Here is a 21595-nt window from a genome sequence, read left to right on the forward strand (position 1 = left end):
GGGAGCTCCACCCATGTCGATCTCCACGCTGCCCACCACCGTCGCAACTCGCACCGACGCCCTGCTGCCGCTGGTCGGCGCGGACATCGAGGTGCCGCTCGTGCCATCGGGCACCGCCCGCTACGTGGACCTGGACGGCGCGGCCAGCACCCGCCCGCTCGCGTCCGTCGCCGCGCGGGTCACCGAGGTGCTGCCGCTGTACGCCAGCGTGCACCGCGGCGCCGGCTACCTCTCCCAGGTGTCCACCGCGCTGTACGAGCAGGCCCGGCAGACCGTCGGCCGCTTCGTCGGTGCCCGGGACGACGACGTCACCGTGCTCGTCCGGCACACCACCGACGCGCTCAACCTGCTGGCCGGCGCCGTGCCCGAGGGGGCGGCGGTGCTGGTGCTGGACTGCGAGCACCACGCCGACCTGCTGCCCTGGCAGCGCCGCGGCCCGGTGACGGTGCTGCCCACGGCCGGCACGGTCACCGGCACGCTGCGCGCGATCGGTGCCGAGCTGGCCCGTGGCGAGTACGCGCTGCTGGCCGTCACCGGCGCTTCCAACCTCACCGGCGAGGCGCTGCCGCTGGAGGAGGTCGTGGCGCTCGCCCACGCGGCCGGCACCCGCGTGCTGGTGGACGGCGCCCAGCTGGTGCCGCACCGGCGCTTCTCGCTGGCCGCGACCGGTGCGGACTACGTGGCGTTCTCCGGGCACAAGACGTACGCGCCGTTCGGCACCGGGGCGCTGGTGGGGCGCCGGGACTGGCTGGACGCGGCACCGGCGTACCTGGCCGGCGGCGGCGCGGTGCACGAGGTCACCGTCGACCGGACCAGCTGGGCCGCAGCACCGCACCGGCACGAGGGCGGCTCACCGAACGTGGTGGGTGCGGTGGCGCTGGCGGCGGCGTGCGACGCGCTGGTCGCCCTGCCCGACGGTGCCCGCCAGCAGCACGAGCGGGCGCTGCGCACCCGGCTGGTCGACGGGCTCACCGCACTGCCGGGGGTGCGGGTGCTGCGCATCTGGCCCGACGCGGGCGAGCCCACGGGCGTCGTCGCGTTCACCGTCGAGGGCGCGGACCCCGGGCTGGTCGCCGCGGTGCTGTCCGCGGAGCACGGGATCGGCGTACGGGACGGCCGGTTCTGCGCGCACCCGCTCACCGAGCGGCTCGGCGTCCCGGAGGGAGCGCTGCGGGCGAGCGTCGGCGTGGGCAGCACCACCGAGGACGTCGACCGGCTGCTCCACGGGCTGACCCGGTACCTCACCGACGGGCCCGCCGTCGCCTACACCCGGGTGGCCGGGCGCTGGCAGCCGGCGGACGACCCGCGGCCGTCCGCCGGCGAGCTGCTGGCCCGCGCCTCGGTCTGCGGCCCGGCCGCCGCCTGACCCCGGCGCGAGCTGGGCGGGCAGGCGGTGCGCCGACCCCGACCGGGGGCCTGCACCGCGGGATCCGCGCGCGTCGGAAGCGACCGGGGCCTGCAGCGCTGCATCCGGGCACGCCGGCCGCCACCAGGGGCCTGCAGCGCTGGATCCGGGCACGCCGACCCGAGGCCCGCACCGGGCCCCGGAGCTGCAGCCGGCCGCGCCCGTGCGGGCCGGTCAGCCGGCCGCGGCGGCCTGCACGGCACGCGTGCCGTCGTACAACCGGCGCGCCAGCACGTCGGCCGGCAGCGCCAGCAGCTGCTCGGAGAGCACCTCGACCGACAGCGGCACCCGCACCCCCATCCTGTCGAGCAGCCGCAGGAACCGGGGCAGGTCGAACTCGCCCTCGCCGGGCACCTGCCGGTGCCGCGTGCAGTCCGAGCGGTAGTCGGCCTCGACCCGGCGCCGCGGCCCGTCGCCCAGCTGGACGGCGACCACCCGCTCCGGCGGCACCCGTCGCAGCATCGCCTCGTCGTGCGCGCCGCGCACGTGGTGCCACACGTCGATGCACAGCCCGCCGTTGGGGCGCCCGGCCCGGGTGACCAGCTCCAGCGCGGTGCCGGCGTCCGGGATGTTGGTCATCTCCGGCAGGAACTCCAGCGCCGCGGCCAGCCCGTGCTCGGCCGCGCGGTCGCACACCCCGGCGAAGGCCTCCGCCGCGTCGTCCAGGGTGCCCAGGTACGGGCCGACCACCTGGACGTGCCGGGCGGGGCCGAGCGTCCCGGCCATGGCGAAGACCTCGCGTTCGGCGGCCCGGTACGCCTCGGCCTCCGCGCCCACCGCCGACCAGCCGCGCAGCACCTCCAGTTCCACGACGCGCATGCCGTGCGCGTCGAGCACCGCACGCAGGTCCGCGTCGGTGGCGCCCTCGGCCAGCAGCCGCCGGTGCTCACCGGCGTAGAGACCAATCCCGGCGAACCCGGCGCCGGCTGCCGCCCGCACCCGCTCCTCGAACGGCCGGTGCCGGCCCAGGCTGAAGTGGCTGAGCACCAGCTCGCTGCCGATCACGACGCCGGCCCGCGGCGCGGGTCCACCAGCACCTTGACGTCGTCGCCGGCCCCGGCGGCCAGCGAGCGCAGGGTCGCGTCCAGGTCGGCCAGCCCGACCGTGCGGGTGTGCAGCGGCGCCGCCTGCACCCGGCCGTCGGCGAGGAAGGACATCGCCCGGCGGACGTCCTCGTGGGTGCAGGCGTTGGACGCCACCAGGGTCAGCTCCCGGGCCAGCCAGTGCGCACCCTGCAGCGCGGCCGGCTCGCTCAGGTAGCTGAGCAGCCCGACCACGCCGCCGGTACGGGCCAGCTCCGCGGCGCCCTGCAGCAGCGACGCCACGCCGGTGCACTCCAGGACGACGTCGGCGCCCAGCCCGCCGGTCGCCTCCTGCACCGCGTCCGCGGCCGCCGCGGGGGCCACGGCCAGCGTGGCGCCGAGCGTGGCGGCGAGGGCGCGGCGGCCGGGTGAGGGTTCCACGACCAGGACCTGCCCGGCCCCGGCGGCGCGGGCGAACTGGGCGACCAGCAGGCCGATCGGGCCGGCGCCCTGCACCACCACGGCGTCGCCGGGGCGCACCCGGGAGCGGCGCACCCCGTGCAGGGCCACGGCCGCGGGCTCCACCTGGGCGGCCTCCTCGTCGGACAGGCCGGGGTGGGCGGGCAGCACCCGGCCGGCAGCGACGACGATCCGGGTGGCGAACCCGCCGTGGGCGGGGGCCAGCGGGTCGCGCCCGCGGGCGACCAGCGACGCGGTGCGGCAGTGGTCGCCGAGCCCGGCGCGGCACTCCGGGCAGTGCCCGCACGCCGGGGGCACCGCGACGACGACGCGCTGCCCGGCCAGGGGTGCGGCGACGCCGGGGCCCACGTCGGCGACGACGCCGACCCACTCGTGCCCGCACACCGCGGGGCTGTGCAGGTGGCCGGTGCGGTAGGAGGCCACGTCGGTGCCGCAGATGCCGCACAGCGCGATGTCCACCGCGACCGTGCCGGGGCCGGGCTCCTGCGCCGGCAGGGTGCGCAGCTCCAGCCGCCCGGCGCCGGTGACCAGCGCCGCGGTCACCGCGGTCACGGCCACGTGCTCAGCGTTCGGCGGGCGCGTCGACCAGCCGGCTGAGCCGGTGGTGACCGGCCGGCCGCGGCGCCGACACCCACAGGCACAGCTCGGGGTCGGCCTCGAACAGCGGACCCTCCAGCCACCGGCCGTCCCGGCTGAAGCGGCCGCACCGCCGGCCCATGGTCACCCGCACGGTGCCGCCCTCGTCCGGGGAGTACAGCGCGCGGGGGTTCAGCGGGTGCCGGATCCCACCGGTCGGCTGGGTCATGCCCGCTCCCGGGCGGCGGGCCGCTCCACCCAGTCGGTGAGCAGGTCGTGGCGCCAGCTGATCACGTCCTCCTGGAAGTCGGAGGTGATCAGGTGCGAGCGCCGGGTGGCCTGCAGCCCGCGCTGCACCGCCTCCATGTTGAAGCAGTCCTGCTCCATCACCAGGGCCAGGGTCTGCAGCTCGGTGGCCTCGGTCCACGGGTCGTCGAGCCCCAGCCGGCGCACCGGCGCGGGCGGGGGCCGCTCGCCGCGGAAGGGCGTCAGGAACATGACCTCGAAGATGCACCGGTCGTGCCGGTCGCCGTCGGGCCGGAACCGGTAGACGATCCGGTTGAACGCCCCCCAGGGGTGCAGGTTGGGGAAGACGGCGTAGTTCCAGTGGTCGACGAACTCCGCGTCGGAGACGCCGTCCACCTCGTCGCCGAGCACCGCCCGCCAGCGTTCCCGGGCCGCGGTGGCCATGCTGTCGCGCGCGGTGGTGCGCTGCTCGAACGGGATGGGCAGGTCCTCGCCCTCGCGCACGTCCAGCATCCGGGCGAGGATGTCCCGCTCGGTGGGCTCGACCGGGATCTCCTCGATCGGGGTGCCCGACGGGCTGATCTGCCGCGCCCACGTGCCGTAGACGTCGACGGCGCTGTTCGCGTCGCCGACGTAGGGCGCCGACTGCGGGTGGGTGGCGCCCAGGTGCAGGCCCTCGTCGAACGCCTCCTGCGCCACCTTCCAGTTGCAGCGCACCTGCTTGGCCACGTGCGCCTGCACGTACCGGTGCTCCAGGTCCCAGCCGCGGAAGTGCTCGGGCAGCCCGCCGAGGAAGTCCGCCAGCGGCTCGGCGTCCGGGTCGGGGTTGAGGAAGACGAACCCGCCCCAGGTGCCCACGGCCGCCTCGGGCAGCCGCCACGCGTCCCGGTCGGCCTCGATCTCCGGGAACTCCCGGCTCCCGGGCATGTGCCGCAGCGTGCCGTCCAGCTTCCAGGTGAAGCCGTGGAACGAGCAGCGGAACTCGCTGCACCGGCCGTCGTCGTCCTTCAGCGCGCGGCCCCGGTGCAGGCAGGCGTTGACGTAGGCGCGGATGGACCCGTCCCGGGTGCGGGTCACCAGGTAGGAGTCGCCGGCGATGTCGTAGACCACGTAGCTGCCCACCTCGGGCAGGTGCTCCTCCCGGCAGGCCATCTGCCACACCCGGCGCCACAGGTGACGCCGCTCGGCCTCGTGCCAGGCGCGGCTGGTGTAGCGCTCCACCGGCACGTGCTGCGTGCGGGCGGTGTAGGGGTGCCGGCGGCGCAGGTGCTCGGCCGGCGGGTGCTCGTCCTCGCCGACCAGGTCGTACCAGCTCAGGCCGGCCGTGCGCGTCCTGCCGGGCACCTCGGAGATCGTCACGGTCGGCTCCCTGGGCGTGAGTAACTTGAGGGCAACCGTACAAAGTGCCGGGCCCGGTTGTCGACGTCGGATCGTGTCCGGGGCCTCCCCGGTGGCGCGGTCGAGTACATACTGGTCACGGACAGCAGAAAGTGCGCGGCCCGTGCCGCTGCCGGCCCCGGGGAGGGTGGATGCGCAAGATCAGGCACGCGCTCAGCCGTGCGGTCTACGAGTGGGCACCCGACGACCACGGGCCGGTGCTGGTCACCGACCGCGAGGGCCGGCAGGGCCGGTTCGACCGGGACGGCGGCTGGGTGGCCGGCGAGGTGCGCCGGGCCGACCCCGAGCTGTGCCGCTGGATCGTCAGCGGTGGCCGGGAGCCGGGTGGCCCGGGCAGCCGCAGCCGCCGCTTCGAGACCGAGGAGACGTTCTCGTGACCGCCGAGCCCGACGGCCGCCCCCGCACCGGCTTCCTGGGCCGGGGGCCCAGCTACCAGGACCTGCTGGACCGGGACAGCAAGCCGGTGCCGGCACTGCTGCGCCGCTCCGAGCCCGGGTACTTCGGCGAGCAGGACGTGCCGGTCGAGCGGTACCTCGACCGCGCCTGGCACGAGCGGGAGAAGGAGCACCTGTGGTCGCGGGTCTGGCAGTTCGCCTGCCGCGAGGAGCTGCTCGCCGAGGTGGGGGACACCCAGGTCTACGACATCGTGGACAAGAGCTACCTGCTGGTGCGCGCCGCGCCGGGGGCCGGGGGCATCCGCGGCTACGTCAACGCGTGCCTGCACCGCGGCCGGACGCTGCGCGACGGGCCCGGGCGGGTCGAGGAGCTGGAGTGCGCCTTCCACGGCTTCTGCTGGTCGCTGGGCGGCCGGCTCAAGCGGGTGCCCAGCGCCTGGGACTTCCCGCAGGTGCGCCCGGACGCCTTCACGCTGCCCGAGGTGGCGGTGGGCACGTGGGGCGGGTTCGTGTTCCTCAACCCCGACCCGGACTGCGCGCCGCTGGCGGACTTCCTCGGTGACCTGGACGCGCTGTTCGAGCGCTGGCCGCTGACCGAGCGGTACACCCGCGTGCACCTGTCGAAGGTGATCCGGACCAACTGGAAGGTCGCGCAGGAGGCCTTCATGGAGTCCTACCACGTGATCACCACGCACCCGCAGCTGCTCCCGGGCTTCGGTGACGCCAACTCCCAGTACGACGTCTTCGGCAACGTCTCCCGCGCCATCTCACCGCGCGGGGTGCCCAGCCCCTACCTGCCGTGGGACCCGACCGAGCAGGAGCGGCTGGACTCCCAGGTCGACCAGCGGATGGACGACCCCCCGGGCCTCGAGGTGCCGGACGGCTGGACGGCGCGCCAGGCGCTGGCCCGGTCGGCCCGGCGCTCCCTGCGCCCGGTCATCGGCGAGCGGGCCGACGAGCTGTCGGACGCCGAGCTGGTCGACAGCCACTTCCTCACCGTGTTCCCGAACATGCACCCGTGGGGTGGCTACAACCAGATCACCTACCGCTGGCGACCCGACGGCGACGACCACGAGCGCTGCATCATGGACGTGCTGCTGCTCGCCCCGTTCGCCGGTGAGCGGCCGCCGCCGGCACGGGAACGCCGGCTCGGCCCGGACGAGCCGTGGCGCAGCGCAGTGGGGGAGCTGGGGTCGCTGGCCCGCGTCTTCGACCAGGACGAGTTCAACCTGGAGGCGGTGCAGAAGGGCCTGCGGGCCAGCCGGAAGCCGGGGCTGTCGTTCGCCGTCTACCAGGAGAGCAAGATCCGGCACTTCCACGACCTGTACGACCGGTGGGTGGGCGACGACCGCTGAGTTTCTTGACGGGGTCACCAGTATCTGCTTGCGTGGGCGGGTGACCACCCGGGCCTGCGCCCGTGCGTGGTGAGCCGACCGTCCACCCCACCCGGAGGTCCCGTGCGCTTCTCGGACAAGGTCCTGTTCGCCACCGGCGGCGGGTCCGGCATCGCGGCCGCGGTGGCCCGCCGCTTCACCGCCGAGGGTGGTCGGGTCGCCGTCGCCGACCTGGACGGCGACCGGGCCCGGGCGGTCGCGGCGGAGCTGGACGGAGCGGTCGGGCTGGCCTGCGACGTCGCCGACGAGGAGTCGGTCCGCGCCGCGCTCGCCGCGGCCGAGCAGCAGCTGGGTGGGATCGACGCCGTGCTCAGCGCCGCCGGTCACGCCGAGTTCGGGCCGATCGAGCAGTGGTCGCTGGAGCGCTGGAACCGGATGATGCTGGTGCACGCCGGCGGCACCTTCCTGGTCTGCAAGCACGCACTGCCGTTGCTGCGGCGCCGCGGTGGCGGGTCCATCGTCACCGTCGCGTCGGTCGCCGCGCTGGTCGCCCAGCGCGACAACGCGCCCTACGGCGCGGCCAAGGCCGCCGTGCTCGGCTTCACCCGCCAGCTGGCCCTGGAGGTCGGGCCGCAGGTGCGGGTGAACGCGCTGGCCCCGGGGCGCACCCGCTCGGGGATGACCGAGCCGATCATCCTCGCCCGCGGGGACGGCGACCTGGAGCGCGGCTCGGTGGCCTTCGGTGCCGGCACCATCCAGAGGCGGGTCGCCGAGCCCGACGAGCAGGCCGCCGCCGCGTGCTTCCTGCTCTCCGACGACGCCGGCTTCGTGACCGGTGCGACGCTGGTCGTCGACGGCGGCGAGACGGTGGTCTGACGGTGCCGGGCCGTCCGTGCCGGCGGGTGCCGGGGAGGTCAGTAGGTCAGCAGCCCCGGCTCGGCGCCGGTCAGGTGGTCACGCTCGTTGAGGCTGTGCAGTGCCCGGCGGGCACCCAGCCGGCGCACCCGGCTGACCGAGGTGTGCGCGGGCATGAAGAACATGTCCTCGGCGACCCCGAGCAGGTGGGCGAGGTAGGCGTTGACCACCCCGCCGTGGCAGACCACCACCAGGTTCGAGCCGGGGTGCAGCGCGAGCAGGCCCTCGATGGTGGACACCACCCGCTGGCGCAGCTCGGCGCTGCCCTCGCCGAAGGGCACCAGGTCCCAGCGGCGCTCCAGCGGGAACCGGGCGCGCACGCCGGCCCAGAACGGCTCCGGCAGGGCGTCGCCGGGGGAGGTGCCGTCGGGCAGGTCGCGGAAGACCTCCACCTCGCGCAGGTCCTCGTGCACCTCGGGCGAGAGGCCGTGGTGGCGCGCGACCTGCTCGGCGGTCTCCCGGGCGCGGCTCAGGTGGCTGGTGGCCACCAGGTCGACCGGCTGGGCTGCCAGTGCCTGCCCCACCAGCTCGGCCTGGCGCCGGCCCACCGCCGACAGCGGCGGGTCCACCCACTCGGCCGGCAGGAACACCGGCGAGGTCGGGACCTGCTGCTGCCCGTGCCGGACCAGGGTGAGCTCGGTGCCGTCGGGCTGGGAGAGCAGGAAGGTGTCGTGCATCGAGAACGGCGGAGGTGCCGGCGCGGGCGGCCGGCGGGCCGGCGAGGGTGTCGCCGGGGACGCGGGCACCGGGTGCGCGGAGGTCACCCGGCGGACGGTAGCGGACGCGGCCGAGGGTGCAGGTCGTGAGCGGGTGCGGCGCCGAGGACGAGCTCGCCGTGCGCGACCTGGTCGCCCGGTACTGCGACGCGGTGTCCCGCCGCGACCCGGTCGCCTGGGCCGGGACCTGGACCGACGACGCGGTGTGGGACCTGGGCGGCGGGCGGGTCGTGCACGGCCGGGCCGCCGTCGTCGAGCTGTGGACCTCGGCCCTGGAGCGCTACCCGTGGGTCGCCCAGCTGGCCCCCACCGGCACCGTGCAGCTCGACGGCGGGACCGCGACCGGGTCGTGGTGGGTGCTGGAGCTCAACCACCGGGCCGACGGCACCGGCGCGCTGCACCTGGGCCACTACGACGACGTCTACCGCCGCACCGACGCGGGCTGGCGGTTCGCCGCGCGCCGGCACTCGATGGTCTACCGCGGGCCGCTGGACCCCGGCACCGTCGTGCCGCTGCCGCCCCGCTGACCGGTCGACCGGCCCGCCGCCGCTGAAACTAGTGACAGTCACAAGTTAGTGCCTCTAGAGTTCCGGCCACCCGGCGTCGTGAGCCGGGTCACAGCGGGTCCTCCCGCTCCGAGCCAGGAAGGACCTCGCCGATGGCCGAGCACGGCTGGTTGATCGACACCGTCCCGAGTCAGCAGTTCCCGGTCTACACGCGGCTCAACGCCAACGACGTGCTGCCCGACCCGATCACCCCGCTGGGTGCCAGCTTCTGCTGGATCCCGCACATCATCCCGGGCTGGGCGGCCGGCTACGCCGCGCTGGACGCCTTCACCCCCTCCGAGCTCGCCCAGGAGGAGATGGCCCCGGTGGCCGGCTTCTTCTACGGCTACCTCTACATCAACCAGTCCAACGTGCGGGTCGTCGGCATCCGGGCCGGCATCGGCTGGCGGGCCATCGACGCGGCGTTCTTCAGCGCCGACTCGCCCCCGCACGACGAGCGCCCCGACGACGTCAACGCCGAGCTCAGCGCCCGGATGGCCGCCCGCACCCAGTGGGCGCTGACCACCACCACGTTCCCCGAGGTGGAGGAGGAGCGGCAGATCGCCGAGCGGGTGCGGGTGGCCCGGCCCGACCTGGCCACGCTGTCCCCGGCCGCCCTGGTGATGTACGCCCGCTCCCTGATGCCGCTGGAGCGGCTGTGCTGGCGCAGCGAGACCATCGCCAGCAACCAGGCGGCCACCGGCCCCGCGGTCCTCGCCCAGCTCCTCGGTGAGGCCGACGCCTCCCTGGTGGTCCAGGTGATCGGGCAGGCCGGCGAGGTGGACTCCGCCGCCCCCTCGTTCGCGCTGTGGGACCTCTCCCGCGTGGTGCGCGCCGACCCGTCGCTGACCGCGACGTTCGACGGCGGCGTCGACGGGCTGCTGGGCCGGCTGGAGGCCGGGCACGCCGACTTCGCCTCCCAGTTCCACCGTTTCCTGCGCGACTTCGGCTACCGCGGCCCCAGCGAGTGGGACCTGGGGGCCGACTCGTGGGAGACCCGCCCGGAGCTCGCGCTGGGCCTGGTGGACCGGCTGCGCCAGCTGGACGACCAGGCCTCGCCCGGCTCGCGGCAGGGGGAGCAGGACCGGCAGCGCGCCGAGGCGACCGCCAAGGCGTTCGCCGTCCTGGGGGAGAGCGTCGAGGCCCGGCAGACCTTCGAGCTCGCCGTCGCCTCGGCCCGGCGCTTCGGCGCGTGGCGGGAGCGGGCCAAGACCAACTGCATCAAGGTCATGCACGAGGCGCGGATGGCGTTGACCGAGCTCGCCCGGCGGCTGCACGCCGAGGGCCACCTGGCCTCCCCGCAGCAGCTGTTCATGGCCACCGACGAGGAGCTCGACGTCCTCATCGCCGAGCCGCAGGCGCTGACCGAGCGGCTGGCGGAGCGGGAGCGGGAGTGGCACCGCCTCGCCGGCCTGGACATCCCGACGTTCCTGGACTCCCGCGCGGGCGTGCCAGCGCTGGCCGACATCCCGCGGCGGGAGCAGGCCGGGGTCCAGGTCGCCCGGGCGGGCGACGTGCTGCAGGGCGGGCCGGCCTCGGCCGGGGTCGCCCGCGGCCGGGCGCGCATCGTGCGGGACACGGCCAGCATCTCGGAGTTCCAGCCGGGCGAGGTGCTGGTGGCGCCGCAGACCGACCCGTCCTGGACGCCGCTGTTCATGGTGGCCAGCGCCGTCGTGGTGGACGTCGGCGCGATGGGCAGCCACGCGATGATCGTCAGCCGCGAGCTGGGCATCCCGTGCGCCGCCGGCGTCACCGGCGCCACGCGGCGCATCCCCGACGGGGCCGAGGTGGAGGTCGACGGCTCCACCGGCCGGGTGACGGTGCTCAGCGTCTGACCGCCGGCCGCCGGCGCCCCCGCGGGGGTGCCGGCGGCACCGCTCACCCGCGGCGGACGACGTCCCGGTTGCCCCGGTGCCACGACCGGTGCAGCGTGCGGTGCGCGATCCGCCAGCCGGCCGGGGTGCGCACCAGCTCGTCGTGGTAGCGGGCGCCGATCTCGTAGTGCTCGCCCCCCGGCTCGCCCAGGCGCACGTGCTGGGCGAGCAGGTAGCAGTCCGCGGTCGCCGCGTCCCCGTCGACGCCCACCACCACGTTGGCCAGCAGGTGCTGGGTGGCGTCCAGGTCGCCGATGGTGCCGCGTACCAGCGCGACGATCTCCGGCACGCCCCGCGGCGTCCCGAGGGGGCCGTAGTCGCAGCGGGCGTCGGCGGTGAAGACCTGCTCCAGCAGGTCCCACTCCCGGGAGTCCAGGGCCGTGGCGTAGCGGGCCAGCAGCTCGCTGATCTCGGCGCGGTCCAGCAGCAGCCGTACGGGATCGGACACCGGCAGAACGTAGACAGCACCCCCGGACGGCGCAAGGCGTCCGGCGTCGTACCCGCGCCGCACCGGGTCCGCCCGTGCAGGAGGAGAGACCACCGTGACCCACCAGCCGACCGGCCCCGCTCCGACCAGCCCCGCCCCGACCGGCCCCGCCCTGGGCGGCGGGGACCCCATGCGCGGGGACGCCGCCCGGGACTGGGAGGACGTCCGCGCCTACCCCCTCGGGCAGCAACAGGAGGCCGAGCTGCTCGAGCGGCAGACCGAGTGCACCTTCATCTGGCTGGACCGCGACGGGCACCCGCGCGGCGTGGTCATGAACTACCTGGTCGCCGACTCGCGGTTCTGGCTCACCGCCACGGCCGGCCGGCCGCGGGTGGCTGCCGTGCGCCGCGACCCGCGGGTCAGCATCGCCATCAGCTCCCGGGGGTCGGGCATCGCGGTGAGCCGGTCGCTGACCCGCACCGGCACCTGCGTCGTGCACGACGACGACGCGACGCGAGCGTGGTTCTACCCGGCCCTGGCCGCCCGCCTGCGCCCGGGCGACGAGGCGGCGGCCGCGTCCTTCGCCGCCCACCTGGACTCGCCCGGACGGGTCGTGCTGGAGGTCGTGCCCGCCGGCCGGATCGGCTTCGACGGTGCGGCGATGTGGTCCGCGGCGCCGTCGGCCGCGCCCACCCGCCCGGCGTCGTGAGCGCGACCTAGTTACTTGACACGGTCTCCTCTTTGGGGCACTGTCGGGCCGCCGGAGGTGTGCTCGGTCACACGCAGCCGGCGCGCCTGTCCCGCCCCCGATCGGAGGGTCTCGTGGTCTTCGTCCCCACCCGGGGGGACCTGCCTCCCCGGCACGGTCCCGACGTCCCGCTGCTGCCCGCGGGCGCGGAGCCCGCCACGGTGCCGGCGTCGGTCTACCGGGACCCCGAGCGCTACGAGCGGGAGCGCACCGACGTGCTGGCCCGCACCTGGCAGATCGTCTGCCGCTCCTCGCAGATCCCCGCCGCCGGTGACCACCAGGTGTGGGAGGGGCAGGGCGAGACGATCGTGGTCACCCGCCGTCGCGACGGTGGGGTGACCGGCTTCCACAACGTGTGCCAGCACCGCGGCGCGCGGATCGTGAAGGAGTCCGGCTGCGGTGCCCGGCGCTTCCGCTGCCGCTGGCACAACTGGACCTACGACCTGGAGGGCGCCGTGCTCGGCGTCCCCGACCGGGAGGACTTCGCGCCCGAGCAGCTCGACGGGCTGGCCGCCCCGCCGGTCGAGTGCGCGGAGTGGGGTGGCTGGGTGTGGGTGGTGCTGGCCGGTCCCGGCGTCGCGCCGCCGCTGACCGAGTGGCTGGGCCCCGAGCTGACCGGCGACCTCGGTGCCTACCGCATGGAGGACATGCTGCTGATCGACAAGCTCGAGTTCGACCTGCCGGTCAACTGGAAGGTCGTCATCGACGGCTTCAACGAGAACTACCACGCCCCGGCGCTGCACCGGGTGCCCGCGCAGGACGTCAAGGACGGCCGGGAGAGCACGTTCTTCCACTGGGGCCCGCACGGGATGATGGTCGTGCCCTACAAGGGCGTGCTGCCCCGGCTCAAGGAGAGCCGCGACCACCAGGGCCTGGCCATCTGCCACTACACGGTCTTCCCGACCGCGGTGTTCAACAACAACCCCAACCACCTGCAGCTCTTCCGCGCCGTGCCGCTGGCGGTCGACCGCACCCGGTTCGAGACCTGGGAGCTGCAGTACGACCCGCAGGGCGACGAGGACTACACCGCCGAGGTGGACGCGCACTGGGAGCGGCTCAAGCAGGTCGTGGCCGAGGACGTCGAGATCTACGGCGAGGTGGCGGCCACCCGCACCTCCTCGGCCTACACGCGCAACGTGCTCAACGACCACGAGTGCAAGATCACCCACTTCCACCGCACCGTGCAGCGGATGCTCGACGCCGGCGAGGCGCGCCGTGAGCAGTGACCCGGCCGTGATCGTCGCCGGCTGGATGGACTTCGCCCCGGCCGATCGGGACGCCGCGCTGGCCGCCTTCGCCGAGGTGGTGGCCGAGAGCCGGCGCGAGCCCGGCTGCGTCGACTACGCGTTCTCGCCCGACGCCCTCGTGCCGGGCCGGGTCCGGGTGTTCGAGCACTGGAGCGGCGAGGCGGCGCTGGCCGCGCACCTGGCCCTGCCGCACGTCGCCCGGCTGCGTGCCTCGATCGCCGGCCTGACCCGCACGGGCCGGCAGCTGGCCCGGCACACCGTCGTGGCCTCGGCACCCATGGGCGGCGCCGCCGCCCCCCGCAGCACCGAGGAGTCCCCGGCATGACCACCGCACCCGAGTACGCCGCCGGCGTCGCGTTCGGCGACGCGACCGTGCGCGCGGACGCCTTCGACGTCATGGCCCGGCTGGTCGAGCACCACCGGCACACCACGACCGACACGGTCGCCGACCAGTGGCGGGAGCCGGTGCGCAACTACACCGACCCCGAGGTATGGGAGCGCGAGGTGCAGGCGGTGCACCGCACCCGCCCGCTGCCGGTCGCGCTGTCCTGCGAGCTGCCGACGCCGGGCTCGTACAAGGCGGTCGAGGTGGTCGGCACGCCGCTGGTGCTCACCCGCGATCGCGGCGGCGAGCTCCGCGCCATGGTCAACTCCTGCCGGCACCGCGGTGGCGCGATCCTCCCGGACGGGACCGGCCAGACCCGCCGGCTCACCTGCCCCTACCACTCCTGGTCCTACGACCTGGCCGGGTGCCTGACCGGGGTCTACGGCGAGAAGACCTTCGGCCCGGTCGACCGCAGCGAGCTCGGCCTGCGGCAGCTCCCGGTGGCCGAGCGCGCCGGCATCGTGTTCGTGTGCCTGACCCCGGGCGCGGAGCTCGACCTCGACGCCTGGATCGACCCGGAGCTGTTCACGTTGCTCGACGCCCTCGAGCTGGCCGGCTGCCACCACTGGTCGACCCGGACGCTGGACGGCCCGAACTGGAAGCTGGTCGTCGACGGCTACCTGGAGGGCTACCACTTCGCCTCGCTGCACCGGACCACGGTCTTCCGCACCAACCTGTCGAACATGGCCGCGTTCGACTCCTGGGGTCCGCACCAGCGCAACTCCTTCGCGCTGCGGCCCATCGCCCAGGCCGTGGACGCCCCGCCGGAGACCTGGGACCCGCGCACCTGCGTGGGGGCGATCTACTGGCTGTACCCGGGCCTGGCCATCGCCGGGGGCTGGCGCGAGCAGGTCGCGGTGTCCTTCGTCTTCCCGGGGCGCACCTGGGACAGCTCCCGCACCGAGCAGCACATCCTGCTGCGCCGGGAACCCCTGGACGACGAGGAGCGCAAGGGCGCCGACCACACCCGGGACTGGTTCCACGACGTGGTGCTCGACGAGGACTACGAGGCCGGCTTCGGCATCCAGCGGGGGCTGGCGGCCATGGCCGACCAGGACTTCGTCTTCGGGCGCAACGAGCCCGGCGTCCAGCACTTCCACCGCACCCTCGGCGAGCACCTCGCGAGCGGGGGCGGTGAGCGGGCCGTCAGAGGCTGGTGATCCGCCGGGCCAGCAGGTCGGTCTCCTCCAGGAACGCCGGCCGGCCCAGACCGGTCAGGGACTCGTCCTCGACCAGCCACGAGGTGGCCGCGGTCTCCAGCAGGCTGAGCAGGGCCGTGGCGATGACCGCGGCCTCGGCCGCCGACGTGCGGGCCCGGGCGGCCTTCGCCGCGCGCGTGAACACCGTCATCAGGTCGTGCCGCAGCTCGCGGCGCAGCTGCTCGACGGCCAGGCTGACCCCGGAGGAGGTCACGAACCACACGCGTGCTTCGTCCGCGCGGGCGTCCATCCAGCCCAGCAGCCGCACCGGCACCTCGCCGACCGAGGCGCCCCGCGCGGCGACGTCCTGCTGCACCCGGCGGGCCTCGGTCACCATCGCCTCGCCGAAGGAGCGCAGCCCCTCGAGCAGCACGTCGTCCTTGGAGGCGAAGTGGTAGTAGACCGCGGCGCTGGTCATCCCCGCGGCCTCGGCGATCTGGGCGACGGTCACCGCGTCGGAGCGGGGGGAGGCGAACAGCTGCATCGCCGCCTGCACGACCGCGGTGCGCCGTGACGGACGGTGCGCCGGGCGCTTGTCCGCTGCGGTCACGGTGAGAGACTAGTGCGTCTCCGAGGTGCGGGGGCCGCACCCGCCAGCGCCGAGGAGGCACACCCGTGGAGGACGGAGCACCGCCCGCCGAGGGTGCCGAGGTGGACGCCCGCCGGCCGGCCAAGCTGCCCGCGCACCGGCCCTCCCGCCGCCAGGAGATCGTGGACGCCGCGATCGAGGTGTTCAGCCGCAACGGGTTCGCCGAGACGAGCATCCAGGACGTCGCCGACGAGGCCGGCGTGGTGCCGACCGCGGTCTACTACCACTTCTCCGGCAAGGAGGAGCTGTTCGACGTCGTCCTGCAGTCGGTGATCGCCGAGCTGGACGAGGTGGTCGAGCGGGCCCGGCCGCAGGGGGACCAGGCCCGGGCCCTGCCGCGCGTCGTCGACGCCGTCTGGCAGTGGATCGAGGCCCGGCCGGACCACGCGCGGGTGCTCTACAGCCACCTGCCGGGCGCCACCGAGCAGGCCCGGCAGCTGCGCGTGCAGTTCGAGGAGCAGCACATCGAACGGGCCTACGTCTACGCCCGGGCGGTGCCCACCGACCAGCGCCGGCACGGCTCGGACGCCGCGCAGCACGCCGCGACGCGCCTGGCGGTGCGCACCCTGATCCACACGCTCATGGCCATCCACCCCATGCGCCTGGACGGCGGGCCGCTGAGCCGGCGCTCGCCGCGGGCGCTGCACGCCGCCCTGGACGAGGTGTCCATGCGGATCGTCGGCCAGGACCTGCCCGCCGGCCGCTGACCGGCAGGGTGCGGGCCACCGGGCCGGCACCCCGCCGGGACGTGTCAGCTGCAGGTGTCAGTACGCGGCGGTGCCGCCGTCGATCGACAGCATGGCCCCGGTGATGCCGGCGCCGGCGTCGGAGGCGAGCAGCACGGCCATCGCGGAGACCTCCTCGACGGTGATGGGCCGCTTGATCGCCGACTCGGAGGAGAACAGGTCGACCATGCCCTCGAAGGTCATCCCCATGGCGGCCGCCGTCGACGGGCCGTTCTCCTGCACGATCTCGGTGATCACCAGGCCGGGGCAGAGGGCGTTGACCGTGATGCCCTGCGTGCCCACCTCCTTGGCCGCGACCTTGGTGAGCCCGTTGACCGCGTGCTTGGCGGTGACGTAGCCGGACAGCACCGCCTTGCCGTGCTTGCCCTCCACCGAGGACATGTTGATGATCCGGCCGCACTGCTGCGGGATCATGTACCTCAGTGCTCGCCTGGTCCCGTAGAAGGTCGAGTACAGGTTCCACTTCATGTTGAGGTCCCAGTCCTCGTCGGTCACGTCGACGACGGGGGCGGTCACGCCGGTGCCGCCGGCGTTGTTGACCATGATGTCGATCCGGCCGAAGTGCTCGACGGCGAAGTCGATCGTGGCCTCGATCTGGTCCTTCTCCATCACGTCGCCCTGCCGGAACACCGCCCGGTCGCCGACGCCGAGCTCGGCCACCACCTTCTCGCCCTTCTCCGCGCGGCGGCCCATCAGCACCACCTTGCCCCCCTCGCGGAGGTAGGCCTCGGCTATGCCCAGACCGAGTCCGGCCGTCCCACCGGTGATCACGGCGACTTTGTCCTGCAGCAGCACGGTTCCTCCTCGGGCACCCGGTCCGGGCGATCGACTTACTTGGGTCGGCGTACAGTGAAGCACGCCACATCTGTGCCAGAAAGGGCTTCGTGCACCGCATGCGCCGCCATCGAGGTTCGGGGTTGTCCTGCGCGGCCCAGCCGTTACTCTGCGCGGAGTCAACAAACTCCATGGGCCGCCGGCCGGCTGCGGGACCGTCGCAGCCACGCCGCCCCACCACATCGCGGAGGCCCCATCGTGACGACGGCGCAGCCGACCACCACGCGGGTCGTCACGCTGGCCCGCCGGCCGGCGGGCGCCCCGCAGCCGGCCGACTTCGCCCTGGAGGAGCGGGCCCTGCCGGAGCTCGGGCCGGGGCAGCTGCTGGTGCGCAACGCCTGGATGAGCGTCGACCCGTCGATGCGGGGGCGCCTGGAGGAGACCGAGAAGCACTACACGACCAACTTCCGGGTCGGCGAGCCGCTGGACGGCTCAGCGCTGGGCCGGGTGCTGGACAGCCGGGCCGCGGGGGTCCCGACCGGCGCCTGGGTGCGGCACCGCCTGGGCTGGCGCGACGTCGCGGTGGTCGACGCCGCCACCGCGGCCGTGGTGGACCCCGGGCTGGCCGCGCCCGCCGACTGGCTGGGCGTCCTGGGCCAGACCGGGTTCACCGCCTACGTCGGCCTGGTGCGGGCCGCCGAGCTGCGGGCCGGCGACGCGGTCTTCGTGTCCGCCGCGGCCGGTGCGGTCGGCTCGGCGGCGGGGCAGCTGGCGCGCCTGCTCGGTGCCGCGTCGGTCGTGGGCAGCGCCGGCGGTGCGCGGAAGGCCGCGCTGCTGGTCGACGAGCTCGGCCTGGACGGCGCCGTCGACCACCGCGCCGAGCGGGTGCGCGACGGGCTGGCCCGGGTGGCGCCGGAGGGCATCGACGTCTACTTCGACAACGTCGGCGGCGACCACCTGGTGGCGGCGCTGGAGAGCCTGCGCCAGGGCGGGCGCGTGGCGCTGTGCGGCATGATCTCGCAGTTCGACGCCGAGCAGCGCCGGCCCAGCATCGACCACCTGATCCAGGCCGTGCTCAAGCGGGTCACCCTGCGCGGGTTCATCGTGCGCGACCACGAGGACCTGCGGCCGGAGTTCGAGCGCCGCGTCGCCGGCTGGCTCCGCTCCGGTGAGCTGGTCGCCAAGCAGACCGTCGCCGACGACCTGGGCTCGGCCGTGACGGCGTTCCTGGGCATGCTGCGCGGGGCGAACGTCGGCAAGATGCTCGTCCGCCTCGACCCGTCCGTGCAGGCCTGACCGGCCGTGCACACCCCACCCGCGCACCCCCCACCCGTGCACCCCCGCCCCGAGGAGACGACATGGACCTGCAGCTGACCGGTGCGCGTGCGCTGGTGACCGGCGCCAGCCGGGGCATCGGCCGGGCGATCGCCGAGACCCTCGCCGAGGAGGGCTGCGCGCTGGCGATCTGCGCCCGGGGGCAGGAGGGCCTGGACGCCGCGGCGTCCGCGCTGCGCGAGCGGGGCGCCACGGTGCACGCCGAGGCCTTCGACGTCGCCGACACCGCGCAGCTGGCCGGCTTCGTCGACCGCTCGGCCCAGCAGCTGGGCGGCCTGGACGCCGTCGTCTCCAACGTCTCCGCCGGTGCCTCCAAGGCCGCCGACCAGTGGCAGCGCAGCCTGGACGGCGACCTGCTGCCGCTGGTCCGGCTGATCGAGGCCGCCGTGCCGCACCTGGAGCAGGGCGGGGGATCGATCGTCTCGATCGGCACGACCAACGCCTTCGACACGGTCCGGCCGGCCTCGCCCAACGCCTACTCGGCGCTGAAGGCGGCCGTGCTGCACCACGCCGCCGCGCAGTCCCGGGCGCTCGCCCCCCGGGGCATCCGGGTGAACACCGTCTCACCCGGGCCGATCGAGTTCCCCGGCGGCGACTGGGAGAAGATCCGCGCGGGCCGCCGGGAGGTCTACGACGAGGTGCTGGCGAAGATCCCGGTCGGCCGCTACGGCCGCCCGGAGGACGTCGCCGCGGCCGTCGCGTTCCTGCTCAGCCCCCGCTCGGCCTTCACCACCGGGGTGAACCTCGTCGTCGACGGCGGCATCGTCACCCGCGTCCAGAGCTGACGGCCGGCTCGTCGTGGCGGGGCCGGCGGGTCGGGTCGACGTCGTCCTGGTGTGCGGCGGTCGCTGGCACGACGTCGACCACGCGCGGCTGCGGCTGCTGGAGGCCCTCGCCCGGCACCCGCACGCCCGCACGCGCGTGTTCGAGGACTACGCCACGGGCAGCGCCGCCGGCGGGGATGCCCTCGCCCGGGCCGACCTGCTGGTGACCTACGCCTGCGACCTGCGGCCCGACCCCCACCAGCAGCGCCGGCTGGCCGACTGGGTGGCCGCCGGCGGGCGGTGGCTCGCGCTGCACGGGACCAACGCGGCCATCGACCCACCCCCGGACGGCGGCCCCCGCGTGTTCGGCACCCCGCGGGTGCTGGGGCCGGTGGCCGAGGTGCTGGGCAGCCAGTTCCTCGGCCACCCGCCGATCGCGCCGTACCGGGTGGAGGTGACCCGGCCCGAGCACCCGCTGGTGGCCGGCATCGCGCCGTTCGAGGTGGGCGACGAGCTCTACGTCAGCGAGCTGCACCCCCCGCTGGAGGTGCTGCTGCACGCCCGCTTCACCGGGTCGTGCCGCGGCTTCCAGGAGGGCCGGGTGGACGACGACGAGCCCCGGCCGGTGCTCTACCTCAAGCGCACCGGCGCCGGGACGGTCTGCTACCTCACGCTCGGGCACACCCGGGGCCGGTTCGACGTGCAGGACCTCGGGGTCGACGACACCGGCCGGGAGGACCGCGGCAGCTGGCTGGTCCCGGCGTTCACCACCGTGCTGGAGCGCTGCCTGGAGTGGGGCGTCACCGGGGCGTTCCCCGCGGTGGGGCCCGCGGCGTCCCCGGCCTCGCCGGGCCGACCGGGCTGACCGGCTCAGCCGGCGATGGTGCGCTCGCCGTCCCAGAACGGGCGGCGCAGCGCCCGCTTGTCCAGCTTGCCCATGACGGTGCGCGGCAGGGACTCCACGACGGTGTAGCCCCGCGGGCACTTGTAGGCGGCCAGCCGTGCCCGGCACCAGGCGTCCAGCTCCGCGGGGGCCGGTGCCGGCCCGTCGGCGACGACCAGGGCCCGCAGCGTCTCGCCCAGGTCGGCATCGGGGACGCCGATCACGGCGACGTCGGCGACCGCCGGGTGCTGCTGGAGCACCTGCTCGCTCTCGGCCGGGTACAGGTTGACCCCGCCGGAGACGACCATGTCGGCGACCCGGTCGGTGACGTACACGAACCCGTCGGCGGTCACGTGCCCCACGTCGCCGAGTGTGGCCACCCCGGGGGCGGGGTGCGCCGCGCGGGTCTTGTCCTCGTCGGCGTGGAAGCGGACCTCCCGGCCCGGCGGGGTCCGGAAGCCCAGCAGCCCGGTCTGCCCCGGCGGCAGCTCCCGGCCCTGCTCGTCCAGCACGACCACCTCGAACGGCGGCACCACCCGGCCCACCGACCCGGGGTGGGCCAGCCACTCGTCGCTGCTGATCCGGCAGACCGTGCCGATCTCGCTGCCGCCGTAGCTCTCCACCAGGACCGGGCCGAACCACGCGATCATCGCCCGCTTCACGTCCGGTGGGCAGGCCGAGCCGGTGTGCGCCACCGAGCGGAGGCTGGACACGTCGAAGCGGCGGCGGACGTCCTCGGGCAGGGCCAGCAGGCGGGTGAAGTGCGTGGGCACCATGACCGTCGAGGCGACCCGGTGCTGCTGCACCAGCTGCAGCACCCGCTCGGGGTCGAACCGGCCCAGCACCACCACCGGCTGCCCGCTCAGCAGGTGCCGCACCGAGGTGAGCGGGCCGTTGTGCTGCAGCGGCCCGACGACCAGGTGCGGTCCGGGCGGGAAGCCCGACCGGCCGGCCAGCAGCGCGGCGTACCCGGCGGCGTCGGTCACCGTCGAGGGGGCCCAGCGCACCGTCGTGCCGCGGGCCCGGCCGGTGGTGCCCGAGGTGTAGACCAGCGGCGGGCGGGCCGGCCGGTCCGTCGTCGCCGGGACGGTGCGGGCGCTGCCGGTCCAGGCCGCCCACGGGGTCGTGCCGGCCGGTGCGTCGGTGCCGTGCACCACGACGGTGCGCACCCCGGTGGCCCGGGCGGCCGCCACGGTGGCGGCCAGCCCGGCCGGCCCGGTGACGGCGGCGACGACGCCCGCGTCGCGGAACTGGTCGGCCATCTCGGCGGCGGTGAGCTGCCGGGACACCGCCACCGTGCCCACCCCGGTCAGGATGCCGGCGGCGTGGGTGAGCAGCGTGGCCGCGGTGTTCTCACCGGTCACCGCCACCCGGGCGTCAGGCCCGGGCGCGACCGCGAGCAGCTCGCCGCCGACCGCGTCGAGGTGCCGCGCGACCTCGCGCCAGGTGAGCCGGACGGTGTCGTCGGCCAGCCCCGGCCCGTCGGGGGAGTCGTCCGCGCGGGCGCCCACACCTGCCAGCCGATGCACGGTCCACTCCCTCTCGCGATGGGCTAAGGTCCCGCCGCAACTGTAGTCCACGTCAAGAAACTA

General features: G+C 75.2%; 23 protein-coding genes. 14 read left to right on the plus strand and 9 right to left on the minus strand.

Features of this window, described 5'->3' with window-relative positions; all coding sequences use genetic code 11:
• Positions 1 to 13: 13 nt before the first annotated feature.
• Positions 14 to 1366, plus strand: a complete 1353-nt coding sequence (locus G1H19_RS15685; protein ID WP_152727363.1) for an aminotransferase class V-fold PLP-dependent enzyme — start codon at positions 14 to 16, stop codon at positions 1364 to 1366.
• 213 nt (positions 1367 to 1579) lie between these two features.
• Here G1H19_RS15685 and G1H19_RS15690 read toward each other — a convergent pair whose 3' ends face one another.
• The 4 genes from G1H19_RS15690 to G1H19_RS15705 are packed head-to-tail and all read right to left on the minus strand — an operon-like array spanning position 1580 to position 5088.
• A complete protein-coding gene (locus G1H19_RS15690; RefSeq protein ID WP_162392358.1) occupies positions 1580 to 2410 on the minus strand; it encodes a sugar phosphate isomerase/epimerase family protein in 831 nt (276 codons plus the stop codon).
• Positions 2407 to 3465 carry a zinc-dependent alcohol dehydrogenase gene (locus tag G1H19_RS15695; protein ID WP_152727365.1) on the minus strand — a complete coding sequence of 353 codons (1059 nt, stop codon included), beginning with the start codon at positions 3463 to 3465 and terminating at the stop codon, positions 2407 to 2409. Before G1H19_RS15695 ends, G1H19_RS15690 begins: the two co-directional genes overlap by 4 nt.
• 4 nt (positions 3466 to 3469) lie before the next feature.
• The gene (locus tag G1H19_RS15700; protein ID WP_152727366.1) at positions 3470 to 3712 is read right to left on the minus strand and encodes a hypothetical protein; all 243 of its coding nucleotides are present in this window, start codon (positions 3710 to 3712) and stop codon (positions 3470 to 3472) included.
• Positions 3709 to 5088 carry an aromatic ring-hydroxylating oxygenase subunit alpha gene (locus tag G1H19_RS15705; protein ID WP_162392357.1) on the minus strand — a complete coding sequence of 460 codons (1380 nt, stop codon included), beginning with the start codon at positions 5086 to 5088 and terminating at the stop codon, positions 3709 to 3711. The genes G1H19_RS15700 and G1H19_RS15705 overlap by 4 nt, the downstream gene beginning before the upstream one ends.
• Positions 5089 to 5258: 170 nt before the next feature.
• On the opposite strand from G1H19_RS15705, the gene G1H19_RS15710 reads away from it, so the two are divergent.
• The 3 genes from G1H19_RS15710 to G1H19_RS15720 all read left to right on the plus strand — a co-directional run bounded on the left by G1H19_RS15710 (position 5259) and on the right by G1H19_RS15720 (position 7732).
• Positions 5259 to 5504, plus strand: a complete 246-nt coding sequence (locus tag G1H19_RS15710; protein ID WP_152727367.1) for a hypothetical protein — start codon at positions 5259 to 5261, stop codon at positions 5502 to 5504.
• Positions 5501 to 6877 (plus strand): aromatic ring-hydroxylating oxygenase subunit alpha, encoded by a 1377-nt coding sequence (locus tag G1H19_RS15715; protein WP_162392356.1) that lies wholly within the window; start codon positions 5501 to 5503, stop codon positions 6875 to 6877. Before G1H19_RS15710 ends, G1H19_RS15715 begins: the two co-directional genes overlap by 4 nt.
• 102 nt (positions 6878 to 6979) lie before the next feature.
• Positions 6980 to 7732, plus strand: coding sequence for an SDR family NAD(P)-dependent oxidoreductase (locus G1H19_RS15720; protein WP_162392355.1), 753 nt, complete (start codon positions 6980 to 6982; stop codon positions 7730 to 7732).
• Between the two features lie 38 nt (positions 7733 to 7770).
• Here the strand turns inward: G1H19_RS15720 and G1H19_RS15725 are convergent, their stop codons facing one another.
• Entirely contained in the window at positions 7771 to 8535 is a 765-nt protein-coding gene (locus G1H19_RS15725) for a histidine phosphatase family protein (RefSeq protein WP_152727369.1), read from the minus strand.
• A 38-nt stretch (positions 8536 to 8573) separates the two neighbouring features.
• Between G1H19_RS15725 and G1H19_RS15730 the strand changes: the two genes are divergently transcribed.
• Together G1H19_RS15730 and G1H19_RS15735 are read left to right on the plus strand one after the other, a co-directional pair.
• A complete protein-coding gene (locus tag G1H19_RS15730) occupies positions 8574 to 9014 on the plus strand; it encodes a nuclear transport factor 2 family protein (RefSeq protein ID WP_152727370.1) in 441 nt (146 codons plus the stop codon).
• Between the two features lie 131 nt (positions 9015 to 9145).
• Complete coding sequence (locus G1H19_RS15735) at positions 9146 to 10867, plus strand: PEP-utilizing enzyme (RefSeq protein ID WP_152727371.1); 1722 nt, start codon at positions 9146 to 9148, stop codon at positions 10865 to 10867.
• 43 nt (positions 10868 to 10910) lie between these two features.
• Here the strand turns inward: G1H19_RS15735 and G1H19_RS15740 are convergent, their stop codons facing one another.
• Positions 10911 to 11354 (minus strand): nuclear transport factor 2 family protein, encoded by a 444-nt coding sequence (locus tag G1H19_RS15740; RefSeq protein ID WP_162392354.1) that lies wholly within the window; start codon positions 11352 to 11354, stop codon positions 10911 to 10913.
• Positions 11355 to 11448: 94 nt separating this feature from the next.
• Between G1H19_RS15740 and G1H19_RS23370 the strand changes: the two genes are divergently transcribed.
• The 4 genes from G1H19_RS23370 (at position 11449) to G1H19_RS15760 (ending at position 14873) form a co-directional block, all read left to right on the plus strand.
• Entirely contained in the window at positions 11449 to 12042 is a 594-nt protein-coding gene (locus G1H19_RS23370; protein ID WP_162392353.1) for a pyridoxamine 5'-phosphate oxidase family protein, read from the plus strand.
• 113 nt (positions 12043 to 12155) lie between these two features.
• Positions 12156 to 13307 (plus strand): aromatic ring-hydroxylating oxygenase subunit alpha, encoded by a 1152-nt coding sequence (locus G1H19_RS15750; protein ID WP_162392352.1) that lies wholly within the window; start codon positions 12156 to 12158, stop codon positions 13305 to 13307.
• Positions 13297 to 13653, plus strand: coding sequence for a putative quinol monooxygenase (locus G1H19_RS15755; RefSeq protein ID WP_202925774.1), 357 nt, complete (start codon positions 13297 to 13299; stop codon positions 13651 to 13653). Before G1H19_RS15750 ends, G1H19_RS15755 begins: the two co-directional genes overlap by 11 nt.
• Positions 13650 to 14873, plus strand: coding sequence for an aromatic ring-hydroxylating oxygenase subunit alpha (locus G1H19_RS15760; RefSeq protein WP_152727375.1), 1224 nt, complete (start codon positions 13650 to 13652; stop codon positions 14871 to 14873). Before G1H19_RS15755 ends, G1H19_RS15760 begins: the two co-directional genes overlap by 4 nt.
• Here G1H19_RS15760 and G1H19_RS15765 read toward each other — a convergent pair.
• Positions 14860 to 15462 carry a TetR/AcrR family transcriptional regulator gene (locus G1H19_RS15765; protein ID WP_152727376.1) on the minus strand — a complete coding sequence of 201 codons (603 nt, stop codon included), beginning with the start codon at positions 15460 to 15462 and terminating at the stop codon, positions 14860 to 14862. The genes G1H19_RS15760 and G1H19_RS15765 overlap by 14 nt on opposite strands.
• A 65-nt stretch (positions 15463 to 15527) precedes the next feature.
• On the opposite strand from G1H19_RS15765, the gene G1H19_RS15770 reads away from it, so the two are divergent.
• On the plus strand, positions 15528 to 16208 hold the full coding sequence (locus G1H19_RS15770) for a TetR/AcrR family transcriptional regulator (RefSeq protein ID WP_202925773.1): 681 nt from the start codon (positions 15528 to 15530) through the stop codon (positions 16206 to 16208).
• 57 nt (positions 16209 to 16265) lie between these two features.
• On the opposite strand, the gene G1H19_RS15775 is transcribed toward G1H19_RS15770, so the two are convergent.
• Entirely contained in the window at positions 16266 to 17042 is a 777-nt protein-coding gene (locus tag G1H19_RS15775; protein ID WP_162392351.1) for an SDR family NAD(P)-dependent oxidoreductase, read from the minus strand.
• Positions 17043 to 17279: 237 nt separating this feature from the next.
• On the opposite strand from G1H19_RS15775, the gene G1H19_RS15780 reads away from it, so the two are divergent.
• The 3 genes from G1H19_RS15780 to G1H19_RS15790 all read left to right on the plus strand — a co-directional run bounded on the left by G1H19_RS15780 (position 17280) and on the right by G1H19_RS15790 (position 19985).
• Complete coding sequence (locus tag G1H19_RS15780) at positions 17280 to 18317, plus strand: NADP-dependent oxidoreductase (protein WP_162392350.1); 1038 nt, start codon at positions 17280 to 17282, stop codon at positions 18315 to 18317.
• Positions 18318 to 18379: 62 nt separating this feature from the next.
• Positions 18380 to 19141: an SDR family NAD(P)-dependent oxidoreductase gene (locus G1H19_RS15785; protein ID WP_152727378.1), complete on the plus strand. Its 762-nt coding sequence runs from the start codon at positions 18380 to 18382 to the stop codon at positions 19139 to 19141.
• Between the two features lie 13 nt (positions 19142 to 19154).
• Entirely contained in the window at positions 19155 to 19985 is an 831-nt protein-coding gene (locus tag G1H19_RS15790; RefSeq protein WP_162392349.1) for a ThuA domain-containing protein, read from the plus strand.
• A gap of 5 nt (positions 19986 to 19990) precedes the next feature.
• Here the strand turns inward: G1H19_RS15790 and G1H19_RS15795 are convergent, their stop codons facing one another.
• Positions 19991 to 21532, minus strand: a complete 1542-nt coding sequence (locus tag G1H19_RS15795; RefSeq protein WP_202925772.1) for an AMP-binding protein — start codon at positions 21530 to 21532, stop codon at positions 19991 to 19993.
• Between the last annotated feature and the right edge of the window lie 63 nt (positions 21533 to 21595).

The organism is Goekera deserti (genome assembly GCF_010685995.1).
GTDB lineage: Bacteria > Actinomycetota > Actinomycetes > Mycobacteriales > Geodermatophilaceae > Goekera > Goekera deserti.

Coding starts and splice junctions, on each gene's coding strand:
- G1H19_RS15785 (WP_152727378.1), top strand. CDS start 18,380: ATGGACCTGCAGCTGACCGGTGCGCGTGCGCTGGTGACCGGCGCCAGC.
- G1H19_RS15735 (WP_152727371.1), top strand. CDS start 9,146: ATGGCCGAGCACGGCTGGTTGATCGACACCGTCCCGAGTCAGCAGTTC.
- G1H19_RS15685 (WP_152727363.1), top strand. CDS start 14: ATGTCGATCTCCACGCTGCCCACCACCGTCGCAACTCGCACCGACGCC.
- G1H19_RS15710 (WP_152727367.1), top strand. CDS start 5,259: ATGCGCAAGATCAGGCACGCGCTCAGCCGTGCGGTCTACGAGTGGGCA.
- G1H19_RS15760 (WP_152727375.1), top strand. CDS start 13,650: ATGACCACCGCACCCGAGTACGCCGCCGGCGTCGCGTTCGGCGACGCG.
- G1H19_RS15700 (WP_152727366.1), bottom strand. CDS start 3,712: ATGACCCAGCCGACCGGTGGGATCCGGCACCCGCTGAACCCCCGCGCG.